The organism is Cohnella lupini, from assembly GCF_003386205.1.
Lineage (GTDB): Bacteria > Bacillota > Bacilli > Paenibacillales > Paenibacillaceae > Cohnella > Cohnella lupini.
On record NZ_QRDY01000004.1, the window covers coordinates 146938 to 160424 of the forward strand.

Sequence of the window (13487 nt, forward strand, 5' to 3'; positions counted from 1 at the left end):
CCTGCGCTCTACGATAATATTACTAGTATTTCAGAGCCCTTACCCAAAGCGAGGCGATCCCCGATGACGACAATGTCGACGCCCCTTCCTTTAGCCGGATCCGGAGCCCCCTCCGTTCCGACTCCCGACCGAATTTCCGATCGCGCAGCGATCAGGAAGCTAGGCCGGATTGCCCTTAACTCGCTTTTCGTCTTCTCCTGCCTGCTCGTCGTCTTGTTTCTGGTTCTCCATGCCTACGTCGCTTGGGCTCTCTCCCATCCGCCGGTCGCTTCTATCGTTTCCAATCCAATGCTAGCGAAGAACTTGGCCTATTCGGAGGTTACGTTCCCCAGCGCCGATGATAAAACGCTTGTCGACGGATGGTGGATACCGTCGGTCGATAGCCGTCAAACCGTCGTGCTGAGCCATGGCTATGGCGCCAACCGAGAGGAATCCTGGGTTCCGATGTACGACCTGGCCGACCTCTTGCATCGTTTGAGCTACAATGTTCTCATGTTCGACTATGGATTCGCCAGCACCGCCCATAAAACTCCGGCAACCGGCGGAATCATCGAATCCGAGCAACTTCTTGGAGCACTCCAATTCGCGCGCAAGCAAGGAAGCGACGAACTGATCGTTTGGGGCTTCTCCATGGGAGCCGGCACGGCGTTGCAAGCCGGCCTTCACTCCGCGCCAGTCGACGCGATGATTCTGGACAGCACGTTTATTCCCGATTCGGATACTCTATACCAAAACGTCCGTAATTATTTGGACATACCCAGATATCCCTCTATTGCCGCCATCCGCTGGTTTTTTCCGTTAATGAGCGGTAACCGGCTCGAGCAAATCCCCGCACAGGAAATTCAGGAGACGGCTTACGACTTCCCTATTTTTCTCATTCACGGAACAGCCGACGACAAAGCACCCGCCTACCTTTCCGAAAATGTCGCCAAAGCGCAAACGAATTCCCTTTCCCAAATATGGATCGTTCCGGATGCCATTCATGAAATGATCTACCGCACTCATACCGACGAATACGTACGGCGCACGACTTCTTTTCTAGAACGGGTTCATACGGAAGTATTAGCGAAAGCGTCTACCGCAGAGCCGTCGGTCGCTTGATTCGAGGTTCTGAACCGAGCCTCTCCGAGCATACGTTGGTACGAAGTTTACTTCGACTCAAACGATATTGGGGAGGTTTTTTATGCATTCGGTTTACGGCACTATCGCGCCCGTTCGGTTGCTGGAAGAAATCGTGCACTGGAAAACGCAAGAGCAGGAGCACGCGGTCGTTATTCGTTCCCTCGTACCCGGCCTGGAACCCCCTTATGCCAAATTATTGATCGATTGGGAAAATGTTTTCGCGAAAACTCGTGAATATGCCCTGCAGTCGCATTTCATCGCGGAAGCGAATCCTTCGCGCTCCGTTTCTTCGGAGTGGGAAGCCCTATTGCCCCAACTGCTCGAGGATTCCCTGAGCCAATCCAGAGAGTTCAGTCGACAGCTGCAGCTCTTGCCGGAACATAGCCTTGCCCTCTCCCAAATGCCGGACTCCTCCCTTGCGTTAACCTATATAAGTCGCCAATCGGAATATTTCGAAGACGTATTGGCCCAGTTGGAGAGATCTGGCGCTATCGCTTGGTCTCAACCTCAAGGAGGGGAAGACGATAGTCCAGAGGGTTACGGCGGGCCGGAGCCTGCGGATGAATCTTTGAACTCTCGTCCGAGCGGCGGAGACGGTCAAGAACGTCCGGAAGTCACATGGTCGTCCGTACCGATGGAAGATATAGGGGATGAGCAGCTATCGCTTGGAAATCCGGTTCCCATCGGCGGACATACTCTTCCGCCGCTCCCTTATTCTTATAAAGCCCTGGAGCCATATATCGACGAGAGAACGATGCGCATTCATCACGATAAGCATCATCAAAGCTACGTGGACGGATTAAATAAAGCGGAGAGCAAGCTCGCGGAAGCCCGCACGACCGGCGACTTCGACCTGGTGAAAACCTGGGAGAGGGAGCTTGCCTTCAACGGTGCCGGGCATTACTTGCATACCTTGTTCTGGGACGTCATGTCTCCTAAGGGAGGAGGCAAACCCAAGGGGCCTCTGCTGGAAGAAATCAATCGGAGCTTCGGAAACTACGACGCCTTCAAGAAGCAATTCTCCGAAGCGGCCAACAAGGTGGAGGGCGGAGGCTGGGCAATCCTCGTATGGAGCCCTCGCAGCCACCGACTGGAGATCCTGACGGCGGAGAAGCACCAGAACCTATCCCAGTGGGATGCGGTCCCGCTGCTGCCTCTGGACGTCTGGGAACACGCCTATTACCTTAAGCATCAGAACGAACGCGCCGCCTACATCAAGGACTGGTGGAACGTAGTGAATTGGCCATATGTGGAGGATAGGTATTTGAAGGCGCAAACGCTTCGGTGGGTTCCTTATTGAAAAAAAAGAGAGCTACAAGAAGGGTCTCATAGACCTTTCTTCTAGCTCTCTTTAACGGGTAAATACGTTGAAGCGCGGTTTAGAGGTTAAATTTGCGGTAGATCAAAGGCTCCAATCGAGCTTTACTTCGCCGCCGTTGCGGGAAGATTCGTAGATCGCGTCGATGATCAGATTGCTGCGCAATCCTGTTTCGGCCGACGTCCAAGGCGTCTTGCCCGTCCGGACGCAATCAAGGAAATGACGGCTCAAGCGAACGCGTGCGCCTTCGTCTTCCGCCGGAGCGACCAATGGAACCTCTACCGTCTGGTCGAAGCGCTCGGTCAGGAACTTGCCTTCCCCACCGCGAAGCACAGCTCCTCCGTCGGAACCCATCAGATGCAAGAACGGAGCGCTATCCGTATCCATGTGGACCGCCCAGCTTACTTCAAGAGTAAGCGAAGTGCCATTGTCCATCTTGATTATCGCTGTAGCCAAATCTTCCACGTCGTACACGCCGTTCCAATCCGGCTTGCCCCAAGAACCGATTCCCTTTTTGCGAGGACCGAACTCCGCGTAAGTCGATCCGTATACCGATACCGGCTTCGGCTCGCCCATCAGGAAGAATGCCAGATCAAGCATATGAACGCCGATATCGATGAGTGGACCGCCGCCGGATTGACCGTGCTGCGTAAACCACGTTCCCCAGCCCGGAATGCCCTTGCGGCGGTACCAGCCTGTTTTGGCCGTGTAGATGTTGCCTAGCTCGCCGCGATCGACTTGCTCCTTCACTTGCAGGGAGAGAGGCTCCCAGCGCATTTGGTGGGCGACCATCACCGTCTTGCCGGTACGCTTCTGAGCGCGCACGATTTCTTTGGCCGCTTCGGAATCCAATCCCATAGGCTTCTCGACCAGGACGTGCTTGCCGTGCTCGAGGGCAAGGATCGTTAATGGCGCATGCGCCATGTTCGGAACGGCAACGATGACCGCATCGATATCGTCGCGTTTAATAATCTCTTCCGGAGATGGAGAAACGAACGGAATGCCGTACTGTGTAGCGCGCTGCTCGGCAAGCGGAAGAAAAGTATCCGTGACCGCGACGAATTCGCATTCGTCCGTCAGCTTGCCGAATTCTTGAAGATGAACATTACCGATATTTCCTGCGCCGATCAATCCGATGCGTATTTTCTTGTTGCTCATGATTAACGATTCCTCCATTAGTTTCGCATAATTTAAGCGCTTACTCTGTCCTACACTCATCTTAATCCACTTCCCATTACCGGGACATGCCCATTTTGGCTTACTTTATATGGTCATTTGCTTCGATCGTTAATAAGGTTGTGCTGCTAACGGCACTCTGTGCCACGTTTATACTCACTTTGCTCGCCAACCTCGCCTTTAACGGTACCCCGTGCCGTTAGCATTCCCATTTCGTCAACCATTCTCGCCCTTAACGGTATACCGTGCCATTAACTTGCCTTTTTCGGCAACCAACCTCACCCCTAACGGCACGCCGTGCCGCTATGACTTTGATCAAAACTTTGAGTGGTTTGGAGAGTTTCGGGGTTGCCCGGGTTACGGGGTTACGACAACCGACATAACAAAAAACGCCCGCGAATAATCGCGGACGCCGACGTTTAAGCTTATTAACGATCGCATACGACAAGCAAATTGCCTTCCGAGCGTCCTTAACGTTTAAGCAGCTCCAGGAACTCCGAGCGAAGCGCCGAGCTTTGGCGGAACTGTCCCCTCACCGCTGACGTGACCGTTTTGCTTCCCGGCTTCTTGACGCCGCGGGCGCACATGCAGAGGTGTTCACCTTCCACGACGACCATTACGCCATGAGGCATGAGAACCTCTTCGAGAATGTTCGCGATCTGTGAAGTGATACGCTCTTGAACCTGCAAGCGACGGGACACCGCTTCGACGAGCCGGGCAAGCTTGCTTAGGCCCGCAATCTTCCCGCTCGGAATATAGCCGATATGAGCCTTGCCGAAAAACGGCGCCATATGATGCTCGCACTGGCTGTAGTAAACGATATCCTTTACGATTACCAGCTCTTCATGCTGTTCATCGAAAGTAACGCCTAGAACATCCCTCGGATCGACCGCGTATCCCGCGAAAATCTCTTCGTACATACGCGTGACGCGGGCAGGAGTTTCCAGAAGCCCTTCCCGTTCGACATCCTCGCCGATGAGCTTCAAGATCTCACGGATATGAAACTCCATCTGCTCGCGATTATGGCTAACCTGCGAATTGGAGTAATCTTTGGCTCCAGCCATGGCCATTCCTCCTACTATCTGCGAAACTTCGGATTATTTCTGTTATTGCCGCCCTGGGTCGGCTTGGCGCTCGGTGCTCCGCCGCCGGAATTCTGGTTTTTCATCATTTGCTGAGCTTTCGCGAGCTGCTGGCTGTTCATGTTGTAACCCATTTGCTTGGCCATCTTTTGCAGCATTTCCGGATTGTTCTGCATCTTCGTCATTTGGGAGCGTAAGTAGTATACCCCAACAATGAATCCTACGACTAAACCGACGATCAACGCCAGTGCGATATAGACCCAGATCATAATAACGCCTCCAAAATTTCATAATAAAACCCCGCCTACGCCAATGCGTCGAAGCAGGGTCGTCGTACTATGATAGCATGGCCGAACTACAGGGCGCAAACGGAATATATGTCGAAACTTTATGCTAGAACAGACTCTATGAACAGCGTAGGATGCTGGGCTAGATCGATTTCATCATAGCCTACCGCCTCGTCGCCTTCCTTATCGATCACGCGTACGATCGGCCTTCCCGGCAAGCCTCGATGCTGGCCGACGACGACGCCGGTCTTACGGTTCGATAGCTTCACGGATATTCCGTTAGGGTATATCGAGATGATTCTCATGAAGTGAACCAATACCTCATGGTCGAGCTTCGTACCGGACATCGCGTTTAATTGCTCGCAAGCTTCGTGAGGCAATAATTTAGTTTCCTCTTTGTCAGCCGGAAAAATAAGATTGTCATAAGCATTCGCAACCGAGGCGATCTTAGCGTAGATGTGGATGTCCTCGCCCGTCAGTCCGCGGGGAACTCCGCTTCCATCCACCGCTTCGTGATGCTGGAATGCGACATGCGCGATTAATAAGCTGTACTCCCGCTTATTCTTAAGCAGGTCGAACCCCCTCCAGGCATGATGCATCCGGCCTTCCTGAACTTCCGGGGCGCCAAGCTTGCCGATATCGTGCAGCAATGCTCCGATCGCCAATTCCTTAAGCTGAATCATGTTTAATCCCATATTCAAACCCAGCAAGGATGACATCATACACACGTTCATCGCATGCAAAAACATCGCGTTGTCGGCCGTTCGGATATCCGAAAGATGGATGAGTATATTTTGGTTTTTGAGTACATCGTCCAAGAGGTCGTCTACCGTCTTCCCGACCGCTTTCGAACTGAACTCCTTACCGGACTTGAGAGATTCGAACATTTCGGACATCTGATGAATAACGGCTTGCTTCGTATCATCCGACAACAGTTCGTCCACGGATATGTCGCGGTACATCGGATTATCGATATAGATAGTCGTTACGCCGATTCTTCTCAAAGTGCTTATCATATATACGGTTAATTGCACTCCCGTGGAAAGGAGAACAGTACCGTTAGAGGAGAATATCGTTTTTCCCAATATTTGTCCCGGTTCGACCGTCTCGATATCTACCAATTTCATTCCGTATCTCTCCTACCTTTGCTAGGTGTTCGTCAGTGATGCCTTGACCTATATTTCGGCATAATCAAAGCCGAAGTGAAGGCAAGAGAGTTGAATCCCATCTTATTTCCTCGGAAATAATCAGATTGCCGCATGCGCGGCCAGAGCCTTATCAATAGCGGATAACGTTTCGTCATCCTTTTCGGTCTCGCGCGCCTTCAACAGATGATCGATCGCCTCGGAGGTACCGATTCGTCCTAGAGCCCATGCGGCCGTCGCCCGAAGCACCGGGCGAGGATCGTCCCGCATAACCTCCGCGATATCCGGAACGGACTCGGAGTCCTTGAAGTTGCCAAGGCCGATCAGCGCGTTCCGCTGAATCGGTTTTCTTCCGCGCCAAGAAGCGGAGCCTGCTCCGAACGTCTCCCGGAACTCGCGATTGCCCATCTTAAGCAGCGGTCTCAGCAACGGCTTGGCTACCTCCGGATCGGGCAAAAGCTCGGCATGATGCCTCATGTCAATCTTCCGATTGACGGGACAGACGATCTGACAAGTATCGCAACCGTATAATCGGTTGCCGATCTTGACCATCATCTCGTCTTCCACGATTCCCTTCGTTTGCGTGACGAAGGAAATGCACTTCTGAGCGTTTAGTTGGCCTGGTCCGACAAGCGCTCCCGTAGGGCATGCATCGATGCACAGCGTGCAATCCCCGCAGCCTTCGACCAACGAACGATCCGGCGGCAGGGGCAAGTCGGTAATCATCTCGCCCAAATAGACCCAAGAACCATATTCCGGCGTCAAAATGGAACAATTTTTGCCGCTCCAGCCAATCCCCGCCCGCTCGGCGACGGCCCGGTCGGAAAGCGAGCCCGTGTCGACCATCGACATCAGCTTAGCCTCCGGCACCCGTTCGTGAATCCATTCGGTCAGCTTGGCCAGCCTGCGGCGAAGCGCTTGATGATAATCCTCGCCCCAAGCGGACCGGGACAAAATACCGCGGCGCTTGCCGGGTTCGGACACGGGAGCGTTCTTCAGCTTCGACGGATACGCAACGGCGATGGCGATAATCGAACGGGCTTCCGGCATCGACAGCTTCGGCTCCGTTCTCAAGTCCAAGTCGGGTTCTTCGAAGCCGGATTCATGCCCAAGCTCGCGATGGCGAACGAGTCTTTCTTTAAGTTCCGCGAAAGTATCCGCGGTCGTAATCCTCAACTTATCTATGCCAAGGCTTGGAGCCGCGGCAATCATTTCGTCCTTCAATCGTATCCAGAAAAGGTTATCCGTTTGCATGTTCAACTTGCTCACAGCTTAGCCCACCGGCTAATCGGCCAAAGTATCATGTCCGCCCTGCCTTTTATCATATCAGCCGGCACTTCCTTGAAGTCCCGGCTGTCCTTGCTAGCTCTCAGATGACGATTGTCGCCCATTACGAAGTAATGTCCGGGACTGACCGTTACCGGTCCGAATTCCCCATCCTCGATTTTCACGTCCGTGTACGGCTCCACCTTCAGCTCGCCGTTAATGTAGAGCTCGCCGCTCCTAATCTCCAGAGTATCTCCGGGCATTCCGACGATTCTTTTGACAAGATATTCCTTACGGTCCGGCCCTTCGCTAGGATCCTTCAGGATGACGACGTCCCCCCGGTCCAGACTGCCGAATTCCAGTACGATTTTGTTAACGAACAACCATTCGTTCTCATGCAACGTCGGTTCCATCGAGATTTTCTTTACGGTGGATAGTTGGAAGACGAACGCTCTAAGAAGCAGCACGATGACTACGGCCACGATAAGCGCTTTTGACCAATCCCATAGCTCCTTGCGCCATCCGCTTAACCCCGGCTTCGGCGCGTTACGTCTTCTACCCCCGGAAAGCGCGGGCTCCGATCGTCGTGTCATTGGCCTGTCTCCTCGCCCTTGGTATTCATCAGCTGTTTCCATTGTTCGTAATATTCGTAAACTTCGGAATCTCCGAAGGGAAAAGCTTTATTCTCGATCGTAGTTAGCAGCGTTCGCAGACCGTTTTCTACATGGGATTCTACGGCATCGCCGTACCTGTATTCCTCTTTATGCCGAGTAAAATCATCCCGGTCCAGCTCGTGAACGGATCCGTCGGGCAAAACCACGACATCCAAATCGTAATCGATATAGGTTAGAACGTTCCCGTACCGATAAGGAGGAGATGCCAAATTGCAATAATAACGGATTCCCTTTTCTTCCATAAGAGCAACCACGTTAAACCATAGCTCCGGTAAAAAGAAAGATACTGCAGGCACCCTGCTCACCCATTCCTTGCCATCCGCTTCCACGATCGTCGTATGATCGTTCAACATAACCCAGACCGATCGGCCGGCATGACGCGGTTTCAGCTTTTCTTCCGGCACGCGCCAATTCTCCAGCCATACCCGATGAAGGGAACCGTCGTGTTTAAAGCTCTTGATCACGAACTTCTGATATGGCGCGTCTGCTCCGTCCATGATGGCACGCTCCCTGTTGCTCCTTCAAGGTAATAACCGTTAGGGCATGATCGGTAAAGCGAGATACTATAAGAAAAGCATATCTTCTCGCCAAAAGCAATGGCGCGAAAGATATGCTTCCAATAAGCGCTACGTCATCGATTTAACCTGCAACAATCGACAGCGGTTGCGTTAACCGAACGAAATCGACGGGCCTTAACCCAAGCGAATCGTAAAATGGTCTCAAAAGTTCGTTATGCTTGTCCCCCGCAATCAGCACCTTCAGCACGTTACGCTGACGAAACCGATTGTTCATGGTGGACACCAGTTCTCGTCCGACGCCTTGGCGCCTAAAATCCTTCCGAACGGCAACCCGGTATACATAACCCTTTTGTTGATCTATCGTTCCAATCAAAACCCCAGCGATATTGCCTGCCGTTTCCGCGACTAGTACCAACTCGCTGTCCCAAGACAATTGACGGGCAAACGCGCCCATCGTCTCTTCGCAGCATTCTTCCGACAAAACCTCTTCCAGAAGTTCGGCAACCGACCTGTAGTCTGACAATTGGAAAGAACGAATCTGCATGCTGTAGAATTCCCCCGGGCATAAAGTTTTACATCCAGTTAACGGTCTCTTAATTTTACGACAATTTAGCGAAATTTCTAGTTCTTTTATAAAAAAAACATAAATATTTTCGTAAAAACGCTAGAAAACGGGATGAAAACGCTTTAAACGAGGCGGTTGCCGCAGTTTTATCACCCATAACGGGAATAATTAGCCAAATTCGAATCAATTCGGGATTTAATCGTCCCTGGATTGGGTACGATATAGAAGTTGTCGACTAGTGGAAGATGTCTAAAGTAAGCGAGTTTTGACTTTTTATACATAAATGTTGCTTTACTCTAAAAGATAAGGGATAATAATAGGCGTGAGCACCAAAGGCTACATTTTCGATTACCATTAATAGGAGGTTTTTCAATCATGGCACACGAATTACCGGCATTGCCTTACGCAACGGACGCACTAGAACCGAACATCGACACAGCTACGATGGAAATCCATCACGGCCGTCACCACAACGCTTATGTTACGAACCTCAACAATGCTTTGAAATCCGCACCTGAATTAGAAAGCAAAAGCGTCGAAGACCTTATCGCCGATTTGAACGCAGTTCCGGAAAGCATCCGTACCGCGGTACGCAACAACGGCGGCGGACATGCGAACCACTCCTTCTTCTGGAAAACGATCAGCCCTAGCGGCGGTGGACAACCATCCGGCGCGTTAGCGGCGGCAATCGATAGCGAGCTTGGCGGTTTCGACAAATTCAAGGAAACCTTCGCGGCCGCTGGCGCAACTCGCTTCGGTTCCGGCTGGGCATGGCTTGCTCTTACGAAAGACGGGGCATTAAAAGTATACAGCTTGCCGAACCAAGACAGCCCGATCATGGAAGGCGAAACTCCGATTCTTGGTCTTGACGTATGGGAGCATGCTTACTACCTGAAATATCAGAACAAACGTCCGGATTACATCGCTGCTTTCTGGAACGTGGTCGACTGGAACGCTGTCGGCGCGATCTACGATTCCGCTAAGTAATCGCCCATAATAGCTTGAACAAAAAAATCCCAGCCCTGATACGATTCCCGGGCTGGGATTTCTATGTTGCGCACGTAACAAAAGCGTTAGTATTATCTGAACCTTCCCGCCGATAAGAATAGCTTATCGTCCATCGACGGTTCCGGATCCGTCGGCAACGCGATGATGCAGTCGAGAATATTCATGAGCTCGCCCCGGGCTTTATTTAAGAAACCCATGATGGAATCCTGCAGCTTATCCGTAGGAGTAGCCGCATTCAGCCAAAGCTTGCGATTCAAAATCACGATCGACAGATCGTAATGCGAGCGGTATCGTTTGACTTCCTCGTATATCGTCGTCTCGAGGTAAGATTCCGGCAGTACTAAGGAATACATCAGAACAGGATCGACCGGAAACATTTCCCTAATCTGAAATTGCTCGGTTAACGGGTAATTCCTCTTGTGCCAGCGGTATCCGTATAATACCGCATCCTCTTCCTCCCAGACAGGCTCGAACGCATCTATCGCTTCAAGAAACATTCGTTTGTAGAATTCGGTTAGTTTCAATTCATTTCCCCTCGCTTGTATCCGTCAGACTTACTTTAAGTCCCAACTATTAGGCCTTCTACTTGGTGAATATTTGAATGATATGTTTTTTGCTAACCTAAAATGGGATATTCAAGGAAATGTTAGCAAAATGTTTGGAGGTAATACGAAGCACGACGGATCGAATTGTTCGACGACAACAAAAAAAGCCGAAGCTACAAGATCATGAAAAACCTTGTAGTCGCCGGCTTGCCGAAAGAATGATGAGTTCAGTTAATGTTAATATGGCTAATATAATATTCCGTTAACAATTTGCGAAATACGTTAGGCCAAGAGTAATTCTCGAATTCATCGGGACCGACCCACCTGTATCCGGTTCGATCCGCAACGAACTCTTCATCCACGGCCACGGCCGGCAGCACTCTGATATTCCACACGAGATGCGTGAAAATATGCTGAGCTTCCCCGACGATTCGTTCTGTTGCTTGAATTCCGACCCCATCCACCGCGGAAGCTTCCTGAAGCAGACGTTTACCCACTGACAGGGAGTCCCACTCGATCTCATCCCGCACCTCGACATGAGGCAGCTCCCACATGCGGGCAAGCAGTCCCGTGTCGGGCCTTTGCCTAACTAACACCTTCCCGGCACGCGGGCCAGTCCCTTCCACGAGCGCTGCGACTCGGAAAACCGGCCTTGCTTTCTTGGCTTTGGTTTTTATCGGAAGCTCCCGCTCCCGTCCCTCCGCCAATGCGACGCACCCGCTCCTAACCGGGCATTCCGGACACGAAGGCGATTTAGGCGTGCATACCATAGCCCCAAGCTCCATAAGCGCTTGGTTGAAATCCGCCGCTTCTCCGGACGGGATAAGCCCTTGCGCAAGACTTTCCATGCCGATCCTCGTAGAGGGTTTGGCGATATCATCATCGAGGCAATAATACCGCGATAACACTCGCATCACGTTCCCGTCTACGGCAGGCTCGGGTTGGTTATAAGCAATGCTGAGAATGGCTCCCGCCGTATACGGTCCGACGCCCTTCAAGGAAGATATGTCCTTCTTATTATCCGGAACTTGTCCCCCGTAGCGTTCCACGACCTCGCGTACGGCGGTCTGAAGATTGCGAGCTCTGGAATAATAGCCTAGTCCTTCCCAATGCTTCAGAACATCTTCTTCGGGCGCGTCGGCCAGATGCTTGGGATTCGGAAATCTGTCGACGAAGCGATTGAAATAAGGAATAACCGTATCTACGCGAGTCTGCTGCAACATAATTTCCGATACCCATATATGATAAGGATCGCGGCTTCTTCGCCAGGGAAGGTCTCTGCGCTCTCTCTTGTACCATTTCAGCAATTCGGCGCTGAATAGATTTTTGCGTGCTTCGTCGCTCATGCTCATGTCTTTCCGACCTCTACTTCCTGAGAGTGCGCCCCGGCGGCTACGAAGGCCGCGGATTGCTTGCGAAACCGGCTTGGAGTCAAGCCCGTATGGGCCTTAAACATCCTCGAGAAATAATAAATTTGCATACCTACCTTGCTGGCCACCGCCGACACGTTGCAATCCGGCTGCAGGAGCAAGGCTTTAGCCGTCTCCATTCGTCTTAGATTGACGTACTGGATAGGAGAAGAACCTAAGATTCCTTTGAAAAACACGATAAAATAGTTCGGATGCAAAAAAACCTGCCTGGCCAAACTCTCCACCGTTATGTTCTCCGCCAAGTGTTCATCTATATATTGCAGCACCAAATCGATTTTTTGTAAATCCTCGGATGGCGCTCCTTTGTCATTAATCGAGATATTGTCCAGATACACGCTGATCAGCTCCAGCATCGTAGCCTTAATCTTAAGCCTCGAAGTCAATTGATCTCGCGACAGCAGCTCGAATAGCCGCTCGAACATAGCGGAAATTCCCGCATATTCGTTCGATAATTCGATATAAAATGGAATTTGCAACGTACGGTACAAATCGCGATCTTCATAACTGCTTCGGAAATGGCACCATTGCAACGTTAGCGTGGCATTCGGCTCTATTGTAATCCGGTGCGGGGTTCCGGACAATAGAATGCAGAACTTTCCCATTACGAGCGGAACTTCCTTGTCCTGCATGAACAATTTGCCTTCGCCTTCCTTTACGAACAGGAACCGATTGCAATCGTAAACATCCTCGCGGTCCTTCAAAGATGCCGTATCCAGCACCGTTTCCGCCGCTGCGGCGACTTCGATATTCATGTGCTCGAAATGCTTCATCATGATAGTTAAATAATTCGTCGTTGTCATCTCTGCGCCCCACTATCCGAATATAAAAAGCTTTTTCGTATCCTTAACATATATTCCATTATACGTTAGGTAACGATATGCGTAAATTCCAGTTCATTCAGTTATACCCAATAAATAACAGTCCGGCTGTAATTAACAACCGGACTGCTGCCGTTTATTCTTCGATTATGGCCGTCGCGGCAGCCAAAGTACGCTCATGCGTAATCGCGATATGTATTCTGAAAGTACGATCTTCCCAGCCTAGCCGCTTGACTGACTCCGCCGATAACGTGCATACCGGCTTCCCCATGGCATCCGGAAGCAATTCGATATCGCGGAATCCCACTAAGGTACCGATTCCACAACCTAGCGCCTTCACGACCGCTTCCTTGGCCGCGAATCTTCCGCTTATATACTCTAACGCGCGACGAGGCTGTAATGTTGCACATGCCAGGCTTTCCCGTTCCGTTAATATCCTGCCGACGAACTTGAGTCTGCCCGAACCCGCGAGCACTTTTTCCATTCGTGCTAGTTCGACGACGTCCAGACCTATCCCGACGATCATGCTGTCG

The 13487-nt window shown here is 51.4% G+C and carries 15 protein-coding genes; 3 read left to right on the top strand and 12 right to left on the bottom strand.

The features are described 5' to 3' along the window. Window positions 1-63 precede the first annotated feature (63 nt). Window positions 64-1101, top strand: coding sequence for an alpha/beta hydrolase (locus tag DFP95_RS09655; protein ID WP_245987507.1), 1038 nt, complete (start codon window positions 64-66; stop codon window positions 1099-1101). A gap of 82 nt (window positions 1102-1183) precedes the next feature. Continuing rightward, window positions 1184-2422: a Fe-Mn family superoxide dismutase gene (locus DFP95_RS09660; RefSeq protein ID WP_115992410.1), complete on the top strand. Its 1239-nt coding sequence runs from the start codon at window positions 1184-1186 to the stop codon at window positions 2420-2422. A gap of 102 nt (window positions 2423-2524) precedes the next feature. Here DFP95_RS09660 and DFP95_RS09665 read toward each other — a convergent pair whose 3' ends face one another. The 8 genes from DFP95_RS09665 to DFP95_RS09700 all read right to left on the bottom strand — a co-directional run bounded on the left by DFP95_RS09665 (window position 2525) and on the right by DFP95_RS09700 (window position 9132). Beyond that, a complete protein-coding gene (locus DFP95_RS09665; RefSeq protein ID WP_115992606.1) occupies window positions 2525-3601 on the bottom strand; it encodes a Gfo/Idh/MocA family protein in 1077 nt (358 codons plus the stop codon). A 485-nt stretch (window positions 3602-4086) separates the two neighbouring features. Further along, complete coding sequence (gene folE / locus DFP95_RS09670) at window positions 4087-4680, bottom strand: GTP cyclohydrolase I FolE (RefSeq protein WP_115992411.1); 594 nt, start codon at window positions 4678-4680, stop codon at window positions 4087-4089. Between the two features lie 14 nt (window positions 4681-4694). After that, on the bottom strand, window positions 4695-4967 hold the full coding sequence (locus DFP95_RS09675; protein WP_115992412.1) for a YneF family protein: 273 nt from the start codon (window positions 4965-4967) through the stop codon (window positions 4695-4697). Window positions 4968-5086: 119 nt separating this feature from the next. Beyond that, the gene (locus DFP95_RS09680; protein WP_115992413.1) at window positions 5087-6112 is read right to left on the bottom strand and encodes an HD-GYP domain-containing protein; all 1026 of its coding nucleotides are present in this window, start codon (window positions 6110-6112) and stop codon (window positions 5087-5089) included. A 120-nt stretch (window positions 6113-6232) separates the two neighbouring features. Next, window positions 6233-7384 carry a tRNA epoxyqueuosine(34) reductase QueG gene (queG, locus tag DFP95_RS09685; protein WP_115992607.1) on the bottom strand — a complete coding sequence of 384 codons (1152 nt, stop codon included), beginning with the start codon at window positions 7382-7384 and terminating at the stop codon, window positions 6233-6235. Between the two features lie 11 nt (window positions 7385-7395). After that, on the bottom strand, window positions 7396-7989 hold the full coding sequence (lepB, locus tag DFP95_RS09690; protein WP_115992414.1) for a signal peptidase I: 594 nt from the start codon (window positions 7987-7989) through the stop codon (window positions 7396-7398). Beyond that, a complete protein-coding gene (locus DFP95_RS09695) occupies window positions 7986-8567 on the bottom strand; it encodes a DUF402 domain-containing protein (RefSeq protein ID WP_115992415.1) in 582 nt (193 codons plus the stop codon). Before DFP95_RS09695 ends, lepB begins: the two co-directional genes overlap by 4 nt. Before the next feature lie 142 nt (window positions 8568-8709). After that, window positions 8710-9132, bottom strand: coding sequence for a GNAT family N-acetyltransferase (locus tag DFP95_RS09700; protein ID WP_115992416.1), 423 nt, complete (start codon window positions 9130-9132; stop codon window positions 8710-8712). Window positions 9133-9528: 396 nt separating this feature from the next. Here DFP95_RS09700 and DFP95_RS09705 point away from each other — a divergent pair, with 396 nt between their 5' ends. Further along, window positions 9529-10140, top strand: coding sequence for a superoxide dismutase (locus tag DFP95_RS09705; RefSeq protein WP_115992417.1), 612 nt, complete (start codon window positions 9529-9531; stop codon window positions 10138-10140). A gap of 92 nt (window positions 10141-10232) precedes the next feature. Here DFP95_RS09705 and DFP95_RS09710 read toward each other — a convergent pair whose 3' ends face one another. The 4 genes from DFP95_RS09710 to acpS all read right to left on the bottom strand — a co-directional run bounded on the left by DFP95_RS09710 (window position 10233) and on the right by acpS (window position 13480). Further along, complete coding sequence (locus DFP95_RS09710; RefSeq protein ID WP_115992418.1) at window positions 10233-10685, bottom strand: hypothetical protein; 453 nt, start codon at window positions 10683-10685, stop codon at window positions 10233-10235. A gap of 248 nt (window positions 10686-10933) precedes the next feature. Beyond that, a complete protein-coding gene (gene mutY / locus DFP95_RS09715; RefSeq protein ID WP_115992608.1) occupies window positions 10934-12052 on the bottom strand; it encodes an A/G-specific adenine glycosylase in 1119 nt (372 codons plus the stop codon). A 2-nt stretch (window positions 12053-12054) separates the two neighbouring features. After that, window positions 12055-12936: an AraC family transcriptional regulator gene (locus DFP95_RS09720; RefSeq protein ID WP_115992419.1), complete on the bottom strand. Its 882-nt coding sequence runs from the start codon at window positions 12934-12936 to the stop codon at window positions 12055-12057. Window positions 12937-13090: 154 nt separating this feature from the next. Further along, window positions 13091-13480 carry a holo-ACP synthase gene (gene acpS / locus DFP95_RS09725; protein ID WP_115992420.1) on the bottom strand — a complete coding sequence of 130 codons (390 nt, stop codon included), beginning with the start codon at window positions 13478-13480 and terminating at the stop codon, window positions 13091-13093. Between the last annotated feature and the right edge of the window lie 7 nt (window positions 13481-13487).